Source organism: Leisingera sp. NJS201, from assembly GCF_004535885.1.
GTDB lineage: Bacteria > Pseudomonadota > Alphaproteobacteria > Rhodobacterales > Rhodobacteraceae > Leisingera.
The window spans coordinates 2,098,354-2,112,926 of record NZ_CP038234.1 but is presented as its reverse complement, the minus strand read 5'-3'; the positions used below and the strand labels follow the sequence as shown (position 1 = coordinate 2,112,926).

The 14,573-nt window shown below is 64.7% G+C and carries 14 protein-coding genes and 2 pseudogenes; 15 read left to right on the top strand and 1 reads right to left on the bottom strand.

Features of this window, described 5'->3' with window-relative positions; genetic code table 11:
- The first annotated feature begins 6 nt into the window (after window positions 1-6).
- The 15 genes and pseudogenes from ETW23_RS10395 (at window position 7) to cysK (ending at window position 13,066) form a co-directional block, all read left to right on the top strand.
- Window positions 7-1,187, top strand: a pseudogene (locus tag ETW23_RS10395) (phage major capsid protein).
- Window positions 1,188-1,364: 177 nt separating this feature from the next.
- Window positions 1,365-1,964 carry a hypothetical protein gene (locus ETW23_RS10390; RefSeq protein WP_134829943.1) on the top strand — a complete coding sequence of 200 codons (600 nt, stop codon included), beginning with the start codon at window positions 1,365-1,367 and terminating at the stop codon, window positions 1,962-1,964.
- A complete protein-coding gene (locus ETW23_RS10385; RefSeq protein ID WP_134829942.1) occupies window positions 1,961-2,293 on the top strand; it encodes a head-tail adaptor protein in 333 nt (110 codons plus the stop codon). The genes ETW23_RS10390 and ETW23_RS10385 overlap by 4 nt, the downstream gene beginning before the upstream one ends.
- A complete protein-coding gene (locus ETW23_RS10380) occupies window positions 2,290-2,697 on the top strand; it encodes a DUF3168 domain-containing protein (RefSeq protein ID WP_134829941.1) in 408 nt (135 codons plus the stop codon). The genes ETW23_RS10385 and ETW23_RS10380 overlap by 4 nt, the downstream gene beginning before the upstream one ends.
- Window positions 2,698-2,743: 46 nt before the next feature.
- Complete coding sequence (locus ETW23_RS10375; RefSeq protein ID WP_129371015.1) at window positions 2,744-3,157, top strand: phage major tail protein, TP901-1 family; 414 nt, start codon at window positions 2,744-2,746, stop codon at window positions 3,155-3,157.
- Window positions 3,158-3,160: 3 nt separating this feature from the next.
- Window positions 3,161-3,481, top strand: a complete 321-nt coding sequence (locus ETW23_RS10370; RefSeq protein WP_134829940.1) for a gene transfer agent family protein — start codon at window positions 3,161-3,163, stop codon at window positions 3,479-3,481.
- The gene (locus tag ETW23_RS10365; protein ID WP_134829939.1) at window positions 3,478-3,693 is read left to right on the top strand and encodes a rcc01693 family protein; all 216 of its coding nucleotides are present in this window, start codon (window positions 3,478-3,480) and stop codon (window positions 3,691-3,693) included. Before ETW23_RS10370 ends, ETW23_RS10365 begins: the two co-directional genes overlap by 4 nt.
- A complete protein-coding gene (locus tag ETW23_RS10360; protein ID WP_134829938.1) occupies window positions 3,686-4,345 on the top strand; it encodes a phage tail tape measure protein in 660 nt (219 codons plus the stop codon). Before ETW23_RS10365 ends, ETW23_RS10360 begins: the two co-directional genes overlap by 8 nt.
- Before the next feature lie 17 nt (window positions 4,346-4,362).
- Window positions 4,363-4,995, top strand: coding sequence for a DUF2460 domain-containing protein (locus tag ETW23_RS10355; RefSeq protein ID WP_129371011.1), 633 nt, complete (start codon window positions 4,363-4,365; stop codon window positions 4,993-4,995).
- The gene (locus ETW23_RS10350) at window positions 4,992-5,879 is read left to right on the top strand and encodes a DUF2163 domain-containing protein (protein WP_134829937.1); all 888 of its coding nucleotides are present in this window, start codon (window positions 4,992-4,994) and stop codon (window positions 5,877-5,879) included. The genes ETW23_RS10355 and ETW23_RS10350 overlap by 4 nt, the downstream gene beginning before the upstream one ends.
- Window positions 5,876-6,343 (top strand): NlpC/P60 family protein, encoded by a 468-nt coding sequence (locus ETW23_RS10345; protein WP_134829936.1) that lies wholly within the window; start codon window positions 5,876-5,878, stop codon window positions 6,341-6,343. The genes ETW23_RS10350 and ETW23_RS10345 overlap by 4 nt, the downstream gene beginning before the upstream one ends.
- A pseudogene (locus tag ETW23_RS10340) lies at window positions 6,343-10,256 on the top strand (glycoside hydrolase/phage tail family protein). The gene ETW23_RS10345 and the pseudogene ETW23_RS10340 overlap by 1 nt, the downstream one beginning before the upstream one ends.
- On the top strand, window positions 10,253-10,561 hold the full coding sequence (locus ETW23_RS10335) for a hypothetical protein (RefSeq protein WP_129371007.1): 309 nt from the start codon (window positions 10,253-10,255) through the stop codon (window positions 10,559-10,561). Before ETW23_RS10340 ends, ETW23_RS10335 begins: the two are co-directional and overlap by 4 nt.
- Window positions 10,562-10,870: 309 nt before the next feature.
- Window positions 10,871-11,692, top strand: a complete 822-nt coding sequence (gene cysE / locus ETW23_RS10330) for a serine O-acetyltransferase (RefSeq protein ID WP_129371006.1) — start codon at window positions 10,871-10,873, stop codon at window positions 11,690-11,692.
- 309 nt (window positions 11,693-12,001) lie between these two features.
- Window positions 12,002-13,066: a cysteine synthase A gene (gene cysK, locus ETW23_RS10325; RefSeq protein ID WP_129371005.1), complete on the top strand. Its 1,065-nt coding sequence runs from the start codon at window positions 12,002-12,004 to the stop codon at window positions 13,064-13,066.
- A gap of 189 nt (window positions 13,067-13,255) precedes the next feature.
- Here cysK and ETW23_RS10320 read toward each other — a convergent pair whose 3' ends face one another.
- Window positions 13,256-14,569, bottom strand: coding sequence for a pyruvate dehydrogenase complex dihydrolipoamide acetyltransferase (locus tag ETW23_RS10320; RefSeq protein WP_134829935.1), 1,314 nt, complete (start codon window positions 14,567-14,569; stop codon window positions 13,256-13,258).
- Window positions 14,570-14,573 lie beyond the last annotated feature (4 nt).

The window sequence follows — 14,573 nt, the reverse complement described above, 5'->3', positions numbered from 1 at the left end:
CCAATCATGAGCAACCAAGACCTCCCGGACACCTCCGGGGACACAGCGCCCCTGGCCCATGAAGTGAAACAGGCCGTCACCGGCTTTCTTCATGAATTCAAGGGCTTTCAGAACGACGTGCAATCAAGGCTGAAACAGGCAGAAGAGCGAGTGAACATGCTGGACCGTAAGACAATCTCTCAGAACCGCCCCCATCTGGCAGCCAGCCAGGACGCGGGCGTGCCGCATCAAAAGGCGTTCAACGCCTACCTGCGCAGCGGCGACGACGACAGCCTGCGCGGGCTGGAACTGGAGGGCAAGGCGATGTCCACAGCCGTGGGCGGCGACGGCGGCTATCTGGTTGACCCGCAGACTTCGGAAACCGTCAAGGCGGTGCTGAATGCCTCCGCCTCGATCCGCGCCGTCGCTTCCGTGGTGCATGTGGAGGCATCGTCATATGACGTGCTGATCGACCACAGCGAAATGGGGCCGGCTGGGCCAATGAAACCGGCCCGGCGGCAGAGACCTCCACCGGCACTATCGACCGCATCTCGATCCCGCTGCACGAACTGAGCGCGCTGCCCAAGGCTTCGCAGCGGCTGCTGGATGACAGCGCCTTTGATATCGAGGGCTGGCTGGCAGGCCGCATTGCCGACAAATTCTCCCGGTCCGAGGCCGACGCCTTTATCAACGGCGACGGCGTCGATAAGCCCCGCGGTTTCCTTGATTACACCGTGGCTGAAAATGACATCTGGACCTGGGGCAGCATCGGCTACAAGGCGACCGGCGTGGACGGTGAGATCGGCAACGGCGACGCGATCATCGACCTGGTCTATGCGCTGGGGGCGGAATACCGCGCCAATGCCACCTTCATTCTGAACTCCAAGACTGCGGGAATGCTGCGGAAACTGAAAGACGCCGATGGCCGCTTCCTGTGGTCCGACGGCCTGGCCGCCGGTGAGCCGGCCCGCCTGATGGGCTACCCGGTGCTGATCGCTGAGGACATGCCGGATCCGGCCGCCAACAGTTACCCGATTGCATTCGGCGACTTCCGCGCGGGCTACACGATTGCCGAACGCCCGGATCTGCGGGTGCTGCGCGACCCGTTCAGCGCCAAGCCGCATGTGCTGTTCTACGCGACCAAGCGGGTCGGCGGCGACGTCAGCGACTTTGCTGCGATCAAGCTGATGAAATTCGGCGCGAGCTAACGCTTTGCGCTGATGGCGGACCGGCAGACCGGTCCGCCGGCGGGCATGCACCCCACAGTCTTTTGCCGTCCAGCTGCTCCCCTCCGTCCGAGCGGCAAGGGATGGTGCATGCCCGCCGAACCCCACCCGGACAGCAGATCAGGGCCGCAGCAGGGGAAGGCCCGCAGGAGTGAGATGATGATGCTGAGCGAAGTGACACCCGTGCCCGAGGCCGCCCTGCCGCTGGCCCAGTTCAAGGCGCATTTGCGTCTGGGCACCGGCTTTGGCGAGGACAGCCTGCAGGATGAGGTGCTGTTTGGCTTTCTGCGCGCCGCCCTGGCAGCGATTGAGGCAAGGACCGGCAAGGCGCTGATAACACGCGAATTCGAGCTGGAGATCCGTCACTGGCGCGACCGCGTCCGGATGATCCTGCCCATCGCCCCGGTGCAATCGGTGACCGGAGTTGCGATACGCGACGCCGGCGGCACCGAAACGGTTCTGGATGCCTCCCTTTATCACCTGGAGCGCGACAGCCAGCGCCCGCGTCTGTGCCCGGCAGGCAGCCTTCTGCCGGCCATTCCAACCGGCGGTCTGGCGCGGATTTCCCTGCAGTGCGGCATGGCCGGGGACTGGGGCGGTTTGCCCGCCGATCTGGGCCAGGCGGTGATGCTGCTGGCTGCGCATTACTACGAATACCGGGCCGACACCGGCCTGCACGGCGGCTGCATGCCCTTTGGCGTGACCAGCCTGATCGAACGCTACCGCAGCCTGCGGCTGACATTGGGAGGCCTGGTATGAAAAACCCTCCGAAACTCACCCGCAAGCTGGTGCTGGAAGACCCCCAGCGCAGCTCCGATGGCGCCGGCGGCTATACCGAGGACTGGGTGGCGCTTGGCACCCTTTGGGCCGAGGTGAAGTCGCTCTCCGGGCGTCTGAGCGGGGACAGCCTGTCTTTGCAAAAATACAGGATCACCCTGCGCGCATCGCCCGAAGGCTTTGCATCCCGGCCCCGTCCGGATCAGCGATTCCGCGACAGCAACAGGATCTACCGTATTGATGCAATTGCAGAATCCGATCCAGATGCCCGCTACCTGACGTGTTTCGCGGTTGAGGAGGTGAGCGGATGACCTATGCCATCGCAGGCGGGTTGCAATCCGCCGTCTACACCCATCTGACTGGTGACGCGGGCCTCACAGCTCTGGTCGGCGGCGCGATCTATGACGCCATTCCCGCAGGTCCCTTGCCGCAGACCTATGTGGCGCTGGGATCGGAGGAGGTGCTGGACCGCTCCGACAAGACGGCAGGCGGCGCCGAGCACCGGTTCTTCATCACTGTCACCACCGACACCGCCGGTTTTGCGGGCGCCAAGGCCACCGCCGCGGCGGTCTGCGACGCGCTGGTTGGCGCCTCCGTACCACTGACCCGCGGCCAGCTGACCGGCCTCTGGTTCGATCGGGCCAAAGCGGAACGGCTGAACACCGGCGGCCGCCAGATCACCCTGCGGTTCCGGGCGCGGGTGGATGACGTCTGAATATCAGGACACCCCTAAAACCAATTGAATTACCGGGAGAAAACCCATGACAGTTCAAAACGGCAAGGACCTTTTGGTCAAAGTGGACATGAACGGCGCCGGCCTGTTTGAAACCATCGCAGGCCTGCGCGCCACACGGATCAGTTTCAATGCGGAAAGCGTCGATGTGACCAGCCTCGAAAGCCAGGGCGGCTGGCGCGAGTTGCTGGCTGGTGCTGGCGTGCGCTCGGCAAGTATCTCCGGCTCCGGCATCTTCCGGGACGAGGCGACGGATGAACGCGCCCGGCAGTTGTTTTTCGAAGGGCTGACGCCGGAATTCCAGGTCATCATCCCGGATTTCGGCATCGTGCAGGGCGCGTTTCAGGTGACCGCGCTTGAATATGCCGGCAGCCACAATGGCGAAGCGACCTATGAGCTGTCGCTGGCCAGTGCCGGCCAGCTTAGCTTTGCAGCGGTATAGCCAATGGTGAATCCCCATGCAGGCGAGGCGGAATTACTCGTGAATGGAACGCCTTACGCGCTGAAGCTGACTCTTGGCGCGCTGGCGGGTCTGGAGGCCGCGCTGGAGGAAGGCGCGCTGGTGGATCTGGTGCAGCGGTTTGAGCAGGGCCGGTTTTCCGCCCGCGACGTGCTGGTACTGCTGGCGGCCGGCCTTGAGGGCGGCGGCCATGACCTAAGCCGTGATGACCTTGCCGCTGCCACCATCACCGGCGGTCCCATGCAGGCGGCGCGGGTGGCGGCGGAGCTTCTGGTGCGCAGTTTTGCTGTGCCGGAAGGCAAATGACCGCGCTCGACTGGCCCGCCCTGATGCGCGCGGGCATGGCAGGCCTCAGGCTGCTGCCGCGCGACTTCTGGCAACTGACCCCGGCAGAGCTGCGGCTGATGCTGGGCGAGGCCGCAGCACCGCGGCCGCTTGGCCGGGACCGGCTGGCGGCGCTGATGCAGGACTTCCCCGACATCCCGGGCCCTCAGGAAAAGGAGACAACAGATGGCTGACTCGTCATCAATGGCAGAACTGGAATTGCAAGGCGAGGCTTTGGGAGAAGCGCTGGACGGTGCCTCTGGAATGGCCGCTGCCTTTGCAGAAACGCTGGGCCGTGTGAAGGAAGGTTTCTCTGAGACAGGCCGCGACGCGCAGATACTGGACCGTAGTCTTTCCAAGGGCTTGCGGCGTGCTTTTGACGGGTTGGTGTTCGACGGCGACAGCCTGTCGGAGTCGATGGACACGCTGGCGCGCTCGATGATCCGCACCACCTACAACGCTGCCATGAAACCGGTGATGAACCATGCCGGCGGGTTGCTGACCGACGGCCTCACCTCGCTGATCGGAAACATCCTGCCTTTTGCCGATGGCGCCGCCTTCAGCCAGGGCAAGGTGATGCCGTTTGCCAAGGGCGGCGTTGTCACCGGACCAACCGCATTCCCGATGCGCGGCGCCACCGGGCTGATGGGCGAGGCCGGACCGGAAGCGATCCTGCCGCTGACCCGCGGCGCTGACGGCTCGCTTGGCGTGCGCAGCCAGGGCGGCGGCGGGGTCAATGTGGTGATGAATGTCTCCACCCCCGACGTCAAAGGCTTTGAACGCAGCCGCAGCCAGATTGCCGCACAGCTGTCCCGCGCGTTGTCACGCGGCGGACGCAACCGTTAAGGATGGAGGGTAACCAGATGAATTTCCACGAAGTCCGCTTTCCTGCTTCGCTTAGCTTCGGCTCGGTCGGCGGGCCTGAGCGGCGCACCGATGTGGTGACGCTTGCCAACGGGTTTGAAGAACGCAACACCCCCTGGGCGCATTCCCGCCGCCGTTATGATGCCGGTCTGGGCCTGCGTGCGCTGGAGGATATCGAAACCCTGATCGCTTTCTTCGAAGCCCGCCAAGGGCAGCTGTACGGCTTTCGCTGGAAGGACTGGAGCGACTACAAATCAGCCCGGCCCAGCGCCGAGGCGGATTTCCGCGATCAGGTGATTGCCATCGGCGACGGCAGCACCGTAACGTTCCAGCTGGCCAAGACCTACCGGTCGGGGGAGTTCACCTATCAGCGCCCGATTGCCAAGCCGGTAGCGGGTTCTGTGCGGGTCGGCATCGAACAGGATGAGCTGCGCGAAAGCGTCGATTACCAGTTGGACACCGCCACCGGGTTGATCACCCTGGCGCATCCGCCGGAGGTCGGCCTTAGCATCAACGCCGGCTTTGAATTCGACGTGCCGGTGCGCTTTGATACCACTGGCATCCAGACCAGCGTGGCGTCGTTCCAAGCGGGTGAGGCACCGGCGGTGCCGGTGGTGGAGGTCCGGGTATGAGCAGTCTTTCCAACGCGTTACAGGCCCACCTTCAGACCGGCGTCACCACGCTCTGCCGGGCCTGGGCGCTGGAACGGCGTGACGGCACGGTGCTGGGGTTCACTGATCACGACTGTGTGCTGAGCTTTGACGGGTTGCACTTTCAGCCAGGCAGCGGGCTGACGGCACGGGCCGTGAGCCAAGCCACCGGCCTGTCTGTCGACAACACCGAAGCGCTGGGGGTTTTAAGCGACGCCGCCGTGCGCGAGGAGGACATTGAGGCCGGACGCTTTGACGGTGCCGAGGTACGCTGCTGGCTGGTGAACTGGCAGGATGCATCAATGCGCTGGCTGCAGTTCCGCGGATCAATCGGCGAGATCCGCCGTGCGGGCGGTGCGTTCGAGGCTGAGCTGCGCGGGCTGACGGAGCTGCTGAACCAGCCGCTTGGGCGGATCTATCAGAAACCTTGCACGGCGGTGCTGGGCGATGCGGCCTGCCGCTTTGATCTGGAGACGCCCGGCTACGCGGTTGAGCTGCAGACCATCGCAGTTGAGCGCAACGAGGTGTTCCATTGGGACGCGCTGCCGGGATTTGAACCGGATTGGTTCACCGGCGGGCGGCTGATGGTGCTAAGCGGTGCGGCAAAAGGGCTTTGGGGCGCCGTGAAGGCGGATCAGACCAAGGCCTGCGGGCGCCGGATCACCCTGTGGGAACCGATCCGTGCGGCAGTGGCACCGGGGGACACGGTCCGGCTGGAGGCCGGTTGCGACAAGCGCATGGAAACCTGCCGGCTGAAGTTCAATAACCTGCTGAATTTCCAGGGCTTCCCCGATATTCCGGGCGAAGATTGGGTGATGGCGGTGCCGCGGCAGTCCGGCATGAACACCGGGGGCAGCAGACGATGAACCGGGTGGTTCAGGCCGCCCGCGGCTGGATCGGCACGCCTTATGTGCATCAGGCCGCCTGCAAGGGCGCGGGCTGCGATTGCCTGGGCCTGATCCGGGGACTGTGGCGGGAGCTGTACGGGGCCGAGCCCGAGGCGCCGCCCGCCTATACGATGGATTGGTCTGAACCGCAGGGGGCTGAGGCGCTATGGCAGGCCGCGGCGCGGCATTTGGTGGCGAAACCCTTGTCTGAGGCTGCCGCCGGCGATGTGATCCTGTTCCGGATGCGCGATGGGTCGGTGGCCAAGCATCTGGGTGTGCAGTCGTCCATATCAGAACTGAGGGCTGGCGTGCGGGACGCTCTCAAACCAGGCCCTGCTTTCATCCACGCCTACACAGGCCACGGGGTTGTCGAAAGCCCGCTGAGCCCGCCCTGGCAGCGCCGCATCGTGGCGCGGTTTCACTTTCCAAAGGAGATGATCTGATGGCAACCATTCTTCTTTCTGCCGCCGGTGCGGCGGTTGGCGGCGCAATCGGCGGCACCGTGGCGGGGCTGTCGTCGGCGGTGATTGGCCGCGCGGTGGGCGCGACTCTGGGCCGGGTGATCGACGAGCGGCTGCTGGGCAGCGGCGCGGATCCGGTGGAGACCGGCAGGGTCGACCGTTTCCGCCTGACCCAGGCCAGCGAAGGCACACCGATGACGCAGGTCTATGGCCGGATGCGGCTGGGTGGCCAGGTGATCTGGACCTCGCGCTTTCTGGAAACCTCCCAGACCAGCGGCGGCGGCGGCAAGGGGCGGCCCAGCCAGCCGCAGGTGACCAGCTACGGCTATTCCGTGTCGCTGGCGATTGCGCTGTGCGAGGGCGAGGTCGCGCATGTGTCCCGCGTCTGGGCTGATGGCGAGGAAGTGGCGCCCAAGGATCTGAACATGACCGTCTACACCGGCAGCATGGACCAGCTGGCCGATCCGGTGATGGAAGCGGTCGAAGGCGCAGGCCGGGTGCCCGCCTACCGCGGCACCGCCTATGTGGTGATGGAGAACCTGGACCTTGGGCGGTTCGGCAACCGGGTGCCGCAGTTTTCATTTGATGTGCTGCGCCCCGAGCAGCCCGCCAGCAGCAGCCATGCGCAGGACCTGGGCCGGCTGGTGCAGGGGGTGGCGCTGATGCCCGGCACCGGCGAATACGCGCTGGCATCGGATGTTGTGCAATATTCCGGCGGGCCGGGGGATGCCAAGCCGGCCAATGAGCATACGCCCTCGGGCCTTAGTGATCTCAAGACCTCGCTGAACGCGCTGGAGGCTGAGCTGCCGGCCTGCGGTGCGGCTTCGTTGATTGTGTCGTGGTTCGGCGGCGACCTGCGCTGCGGCGAGTGTTCGCTGAAACCCAAGGTGGAGCATAAGCACGCCGAGGGCAGCATGCCCTGGTCTGTCAGCGGCGTGACCCGCACCGCGGCCGAGGAAGTGCTGAAAAAGGACGGCGAGCCGCTTTATGGCGGCACCCCGGCGGATGCCTCGGTTATCCAGTCGATCCGCGAGATGCAGGGCCGCGGGCTGCGGGTGATGTTCTACCCGTTCATCCTGATGGATCAGGCCGAGGACAATTCGTTGACCGATCCCTGGACCGGGGCTGCCGGCCAGCCGCATCTGCCCTGGCGCGGGCGGATCACGCTGTCTGCGGCGCCCGGACAGCCGGGGTCGCCCGATGGCACTGCGGCGGCGGAGACTGAAGTTGCGGCGTTTATTGGCACCGTCACTGCGGCGGATTTCACCTTGGGCGAGGGAACCGTCACCTATACCGGGCCGCAGGAGTGGAGCCTGTCGCGTTTTATCCTGCACAATGCGGCGCTCTGTGCGGCGGCGGGCGGGGTTGAGTCGTTTTGCATCAGCTCGGAAATGCGGGCCTTGACCCAGATCCGCGGCGCCACCGGCTTTCCGGCGGTTCAGGCCTTGAAAGGACTGGCGGCAGAGGTGCGCGCGCTTTTGGGTGCAGAGACCAAAATCGGCTATGCCGCTGACTGGTCGGAATACTGGGGCTATCAGTCGCCGGAGGGGGACCGCTATTTCCACCTCGACCCGCTGTGGGCGGACGGCAATATCGATTTCATTGGCATCGACAATTACATGCCGTTGTCCGATTGGCGCGACGGCGAGGACCATCTGGACGCGCAATCCGGCGTGCCGGCGATCTATGACCCGGACTATCTGCGCAGCAATGTCGAAGGCGGTGAGGGGTTTGACTGGTACTACCACTCGCCGGAAGCCCGCGAAGCGCAAATCCGCACCCCGATCACCGACGGCGCCCATGATGAGGCTTGGGTGTGGCGTTACAAGGATATCCGCAGCTGGTGGACAAGTGAGCATCACGAGCGGATCGGCGGGGTGCGGCAGGCCGTGCCCACCAGTTGGGTGCCGCAGTCCAAGCCCGTCTGGTTCACCGAACTGGGCTGCGCTGCCATCGACAAGGGCACCAATCAGCCGAATAAGTTTCTGGATCCGAAAAGCTCTGAATCCAAACTGCCGAGGTATTCCAACGGGTTGCGGGACGACCTGATGCAGATTGCCTATCTGCGGGCCTTTCTGGGCTATTGGGGAGAGGCCGCCAACAATCCGCTGTCAGAAGAATACGAAGGGCGGATGCTGGACATGGCCAACGCCTATGTCTGGGCCTGGGATGCGCGGCCGTTTCCGGCCTTTCCCAGCCGCATTGAGATCTGGAACGATGGCGAAAACTATCTGCGCGGCCATTGGCTGAACGGGCGCGCCGGGCAGCGGACACTGGGATCGGTGGTGGAGGAGGTTTGCCACCGCTCCGGTCTGTATGACATTGATGTCACTGGCCTATATGGCGTGGTGCATGGGTTTGCGAACCCGGATGTCAGCGACGCGCGCACGGTTCTGCAGCCCCTGATGCTGCGGCACGGGTTTGATGCGGTGGAACGTGACGGGCTGCTGAAGTTCCGGATGCGCAAAGGGACAGGCGCCGAGGCGCTGTCGCTGGCGCATTTGGCCGGGAATGACGAGATGGACGGCAGCCTGGAGCTCGCCCGCGCCAGCGAGGCGGAACTGGCGGGCCGGGTGCGGCTGCGGTTCACCGAATGGGGCGGCGACCATGCTGCCGGTTCGGTTGAGGCGGTGCTGCCGGATGAGGCGACGCATAGTGTCAGCCAGAACGAGCTGCCGCTGGCGCTGACCCGAGCCGAGGCGCGTCAGGTGGTCAGCCGCTGGCTGGCCGAGGCGCGGATCTCACGCGATACGGCGCGGTTCTCGCTGCCGCCTTCGATGCTGCATCTGGGGGCGGGGGATGTGGTCTCCCTGCCGGTGGAGGGCAAGGACCAGCTCTACCGTATCGACCGGGTGGAGCAGGCGGAAGCGCAGATGGTGGAGGCGGTCCGGATCGAGCCCGGTGTCTATGATCTGGCCGCAGTGGCGGAGGAGCTGCCGGGGGTCAATGCCTTTGCAGCCCCTGGGCCGGTGCTGCCCTTGTTCATGGACTTGCCCTTGATGCGCGGCGACGAGGTGCCGCATGCACCGCATCTGGCACTGACGGCGCAGGCCTGGCCAGGCAGTGTAGCGGTTTACGGCGCGGAGGCGGATGAAAATTACGCTCTGGAACAGGTGGTTGCGGCGCGGCAGGTGGTCGGGGTGACACAATCGCCGCTGTTCGCCGCCGGTTCCGGGCGCTGGGATCTGGGGGCGGATCTTCAGGTAAAGCTGATCTCCGGCTCGCTTGAAAGCCGCGATATGCAGGCAGTGCTGAATGGTGCCAATGCGGCGGCGATCGGCGATGGCTCGGCCGGAAACTGGGAGCTGTTCCAGTTCCGCGAGGCAGAGCTGATTGCGCCGCAGACGTATCTGTTGCGCGGCCGCTTGCGCGGACAGCAGGGCACGGATGCGCTGATGCCTGCGGTCTGGCCTGCGGGATCATTTGTGGTGCTGCTGGATGGAACGCCGGTGCAGATGGAACTGGCGCCGGAACAGCGGCGCCGGCTGCGGCACTACCGGATCGGCCCGGCGCGGCGGGCGCTGGAGGATCCGTCTTATCTGCATCTGCAGGAGGCGTTTGAGGGCGTTGGCCTGCGCCCCTATGCGCCGGTGCATTTGCGGATGGCAGGCGGCTTGGGGCGGACATTGCGGCTTCCTGGGTGCGCCGGACGCGGATTGAGGGTGACAGCTGGGAGCTGGAGGAGGTGCCGCTGGGCGAAGAAATCGAATCCTACCGCATCCGGGTGATGCGCGGGAACACGGTGCTGCGGGAGGAGAATTCCGGAACGCGGGGCTGGACCTATCCGGCGGCACTGCAAGCAGCCGACGGGGTGCAGCCGGGCGACAGTCTGGAAATCGCGCAGCGCTCCGCCCGGTTCGGCGCCGGACCTGCGGCCAAATGTGTGCTGGGATGAGGTTTCCTGTGCTGCCCGGCGATGTGTCTGCCGTGGCACGGGCGCTGCTGGCGGTGCCGGAGAACATACGGCTGCACCTGTGCCGCCGTATCTTAGGCGGTGCGGCGGAGGCGGCGGCGCATTGCCGCCTGATGGGCCGTCTGCATCCGCGCTGGGGCGATGGGTCTCTGAGTGCGGCAGCCCGGCGGTTTGCATTGGCCGCCGAGCCGTTTCTGGATGATCCGGAATATCTAAGCTGCACCCGGCTGGTGCTGCGGGAACTGGCGGCAGCGATGGATGCGGAGCGGAGCGCTCCCGCCCGCTGATCCGTGCAGGGAACCTGCCCGGCCAGCCGTTGGGCGCAGCGCCGCCTGGCGGCGGCGCGGGCGGATCGCAGCTAAGGGCAGGCGCTCACCCGGCGCCTGCGGCTTGATTCCGGGCGCAAAAACCTGTCATCCTGAAGCGCATCAAATACACTTGTGCGCCGCCAGGGCCAGCGCCAACTGGGCGGTAATCTGCTGTTTCAGCTGCGCCTGATCCGACTCATTCATTTCAAAAATATGCCTCATCACGGGTTTGCGTTTGCTGCATTCCACCTTAGATGGGTAGTCTGAGCGGAGAAAGGACGTTGACCCATGGCAAAAACACAGCAAGCCGTAACGCCAGTGGATCCCGTATGGGACCGCATCACCCGCGAAGCAGAGGAGGCCGTGGCCACCCAGCCGCTGATGGGCGGGCTGGTCCATGCCTGTATCCTGCACCACAAGACGCTGGAGAAGGCGCTGTCCTACCGGATCGCCGCCAAGCTGTCCTCAAACGAGATGTCGATGACAATCCTGCGGGAAATTGTCGATGACGCCTATGCGGACTGCCCGGAACTGGTAGAGGCGGCCCGTGCCGACCTGATGGCGATCAACGAACGCGACCCGGCCAGCCACCGGCTGCTGCAGCCGATCCTGTACTTCAAGGGGTTCCAGGCGGTGCAGGCTTACCGGGTCAGCCATTACCTGATGGAGCAGGGGCAGAAGGATCTGGCCTATTTCTTTCAGATGCGCACGTCCGAGATTTTCGGCATCGACATCCACCCCGGCGCACGGATCGGCAAGGGGATCATGATTGATCATGCCCATTCCATTGTGATCGGCGAGACCGCGGTGGTGGGCGACAATGTGTCGATGCTGCATTCGGTGACCCTGGGCGGCACCGGCAAGGAAGAGCAGGACCGCCATCCGAAAATCGGCGATGGCGTGCTGATCGGCGCAGGGGCCAAGGTGCTGGGCAACATCAAGGTTGGCCATTGCAGCCGGATTGCCGCCGGGTCGGTGGTGCTGGCGGAGGTTCCGCCCTGCACTACAGTGGCGGGCGTGCCGGCCAGGATTGTCGGCGAGGCGGGTTGTGATCAGCCTTCGGTCAATATGGATCAGGTGGTGCCGGCGGGGTCTCCTGCTGCGGAGTGAGGCATTTGGCGCCGGCCGCGGGAATTGAGTATTTGCAAGAAAGATGAAGGGGCGTTTGGCGCCCCTTTTTTGTTGACCGGGTTTTCGGGGTAAGGGACTGGGGTTCCGCTTCTTTTCTCAGGATTTCCGGCCTTGTTTCCGTCTGCGCCGGGGCGTTGGCTGAGCATCTGGTTCTGCTTCGGCTGCAACGCTTTGAACACCGGTCTTTCCTTGCGTGGCTGCGGCGGTCTTTCCTTGATCAGAGCGGCGGTGATGGGCATATGTTTGGAAGCAATTGCAAACTGAGACGACAGGAACGGGGGAAAGACGATGATTTACACAACCGAAGGCCGCGGCCGTTTGTATGGGTCGATCCTGGAAACCGTGGGTGACACGCCGGCCATCCGGCTGAACCGGATCGCACCGGATCATGTTCAAATGTATGTGAAGTTTGAGGCGTTCAATCCGGCGGGATCGGTGAAGGACCGGCTGGCGCTGAACATCATTGAGGCTGCCGAGCGCGAGGGCCGGCTGGCGCCGGGGCAGACCGTGGTGGAGGCGACCAGCGGCAATACCGGGATCGGCCTTGCGATGGTGTGCGCCGCCAAGGGCTATCCTTTGGTGATCACCATGCATGACGGGTTTTCCGTCGAGCGGCGGCGGCTGATGCGGATGCTGGGCGCCAAGGTGGTGCTGACCCGCAAGGAGGACAAGGCCGTCGGCATGGTGGTGAAGGCCAAGGAGCTTGCCGAAGCAAACGGCTGGTTTCTGGCGCATCAGTTTGAGACCAAGGACAACGCCGACATTCATGAGGCCACCACCGCGCGGGAGATCCTGGGCGATTTTGACGGGCAGCGGCTGGATCATGTGGTGCTGGGCTATGGCACCGGCGGCACGGTCACCGGTCTGGGGCGGGTGCTGAAGGGCGCGCGGCCGGATCTGAAAATCACCCTCAGCGAGCCTGCCAATGCCGCATTGGTGCAGTCCGGTGAGGCGCAGGCGCGCAATGATGAGGGCGAGCCGGCGGCGACGCATCCGGCTTTTAACCCGCACCCGATCCAGGGCTGGACCCCGGATTTCATCCCGCTGGTGCTGCAGGAGGCGTTGGACAAGGGCTATTTCGATATGCTGGAGCCGGTGAGCGGCGAGGAGAGCATTGCCTGGTCCAAGCGGCTGGCGGCTGAAGAAGGCATCCTGACCGGGATTTCCGGCGGTGCAAGCCTGGCGGCGGCGATCAAGGTGGCGGAGAGCGCGCCGGAGGGAGCTGTGCTGCTGGCGGTGCTGCCGGATACTGGCGAGCGCTATCTGTCGACGCCGCTGTTCGATGGCATCGCGGCGGAGATGGACGCGGATGAGGCGGCGCTGTCGGCCTCGACGCCCGGCTTTCAGTATTGAGAGGTCAGCGCGCCGCCGCTGGTGGCGCGGGCGCGGCGGGTGTTGCGCAGGTGAGTATTTTTGGAAAGATGAAAGGGGGCGGGCGCGCCCCTTTTTTCGTTTGTGTTCAGCTGCCTGACTGCGTGTCTTGAGGTAAAGGAAAAGCCCCGGTTTTGGCCGGGGCTTTTTAGGTTTCGCAGTGAAGGCGGATCAGGCCAGCATCACCATCGGGTTTTCCAGGTTGTCCTTGATCGCGTTCAAAAGCTCCGCGCCAAGGGCGCCGTCGATCACCCGGTGATCCACGGATAGCGTAACAGACATCACCGTGGCCACCGCCAGCTCGCCGTCTTTGCCGACGATGGGCTTTTTGACGCCGGCGCCAACCGCCAGGATTCCGGCATGCGGCGGGTTCACGATGGCGTCGAAATTGTCGATGCCGAACATGCCGAGGTTGGAGATCGCGAAAGAGCCGCCCTGGTATTCATGCGGCGCCAGCTTGCGGTCGCGGGCTCGTTTGGCCAAGTCCTTCATCTCGGTTGAGAGCGCAGAGAGCGATTTCATATCGCTGTCCTGCAGAACAGGGGTGAACAGACCGCCTTCGATAGCGACGGCAACGGCCACATCCGAGGCTTTCATTTTCAGCACCCGGTCGCCGGCCCAGACAGCATTCGCATCCGGCACCGATTGCAGCGCCAGGGCGCAGGCCTTGATGATGAAGTCGTTGACCGAAAGCTTCACGCCGCGGCCTTCAAGCTGCTTGTTCAGCTCCCCGCGGAATTTCAGCAGCGCATCCAGCTGGATGTCGCGGCGCAGGTAGAAATGCGGCACCGTCTGCTTGGCTTCGGTAAGGCGGGCGGCGATGGTTTTGCGCATGCCGTCCAGTTTGACCTCTTCGAAGTCGCGGCCCTCGTACATGCGGGCAACCTGATCGGCGGAGGGGCCGGTTGCCGGTGCTGCGGCCGCCGGGGCAGCGGCGGCGGGTGCGGCGTCTGCTTTCGCGGCAGCGGCGGCTTGCGGCTTGGCGCTTTCGACGTCGGCCTTGACGATGCGGCCTTTGGGGCCTGAGCCCTTGATCTGGCTCAGGTCCAGGCCCTTGTCCGCGGCGATGCGGCGCGCCAGCGGTGACGCGAAGATCCGGCTGCCATCAGACGCGGCGGGGGCTGCCGGGGCTGGTGAGGCCGCGGCAGGAGAAGGGGACTCTGCAGACCCCGGCTCGGCTGCGGCAGATGCTGCGGCGGGTTCAGAGGAGGCCGGAGCAGTGCCGATGTCATCAGCGCTTTCGCCGTCTTCCAGCAGCACCGCGATCGGGGTGTTGACCTTCACGCCTTCAGAGCCTTCGGCGATCAGGATCTTGCCGACCACGCCTTCGTCCACGGCTTCGAATTCCATGGTGGCCTTGTCGGTTTCAATCTCGGCGATCAGGTCGCCGGAGGAGACAGTATCGCCCTCCTTGACCAGCCATTTGGCAAGGGTGCCTTCCTCCATGGTGGGGGACAGCGCGGGCATCAGGATTTCTGTGGGCATCTTG

What these genes read in the sequence shown, in the direction of transcription:
- ETW23_RS10355 (WP_129371011.1), top strand. Translation starts at nt 4,363, where the DNA reads ATGAATTTCCACGAAGTCCGCTTTCCTGCTTCGCTTAGCTTCGGCTCG.
- ETW23_RS10390 (WP_134829943.1), top strand. Translation starts at nt 1,365, where the DNA reads ATGATGCTGAGCGAAGTGACACCCGTGCCCGAGGCCGCCCTGCCGCTG.
- ETW23_RS10380 (WP_134829941.1), top strand. Translation starts at nt 2,290, where the DNA reads ATGACCTATGCCATCGCAGGCGGGTTGCAATCCGCCGTCTACACCCAT.
- ETW23_RS10385 (WP_134829942.1), top strand. Translation starts at nt 1,961, where the DNA reads ATGAAAAACCCTCCGAAACTCACCCGCAAGCTGGTGCTGGAAGACCCC.
- ETW23_RS10360 (WP_134829938.1), top strand. Translation starts at nt 3,686, where the DNA reads ATGGCTGACTCGTCATCAATGGCAGAACTGGAATTGCAAGGCGAGGCT.
- ETW23_RS10370 (WP_134829940.1), top strand. Translation starts at nt 3,161, where the DNA reads ATGGTGAATCCCCATGCAGGCGAGGCGGAATTACTCGTGAATGGAACG.
- cysE (WP_129371006.1), top strand. Translation starts at nt 10,871, where the DNA reads ATGGCAAAAACACAGCAAGCCGTAACGCCAGTGGATCCCGTATGGGAC.
- ETW23_RS10335 (WP_129371007.1), top strand. Translation starts at nt 10,253, where the DNA reads ATGAGGTTTCCTGTGCTGCCCGGCGATGTGTCTGCCGTGGCACGGGCG.
- ETW23_RS10345 (WP_134829936.1), top strand. Translation starts at nt 5,876, where the DNA reads ATGAACCGGGTGGTTCAGGCCGCCCGCGGCTGGATCGGCACGCCTTAT.
- ETW23_RS10320 (WP_134829935.1), bottom strand. Translation starts at nt 14,569, where the DNA reads ATGCCCACAGAAATCCTGATGCCCGCGCTGTCCCCCACCATGGAGGAA.
- ETW23_RS10375 (WP_129371015.1), top strand. Translation starts at nt 2,744, where the DNA reads ATGACAGTTCAAAACGGCAAGGACCTTTTGGTCAAAGTGGACATGAAC.
- cysK (WP_129371005.1), top strand. Translation starts at nt 12,002, where the DNA reads ATGATTTACACAACCGAAGGCCGCGGCCGTTTGTATGGGTCGATCCTG.
- ETW23_RS10365 (WP_134829939.1), top strand. Translation starts at nt 3,478, where the DNA reads ATGACCGCGCTCGACTGGCCCGCCCTGATGCGCGCGGGCATGGCAGGC.
- ETW23_RS10350 (WP_134829937.1), top strand. Translation starts at nt 4,992, where the DNA reads ATGAGCAGTCTTTCCAACGCGTTACAGGCCCACCTTCAGACCGGCGTC.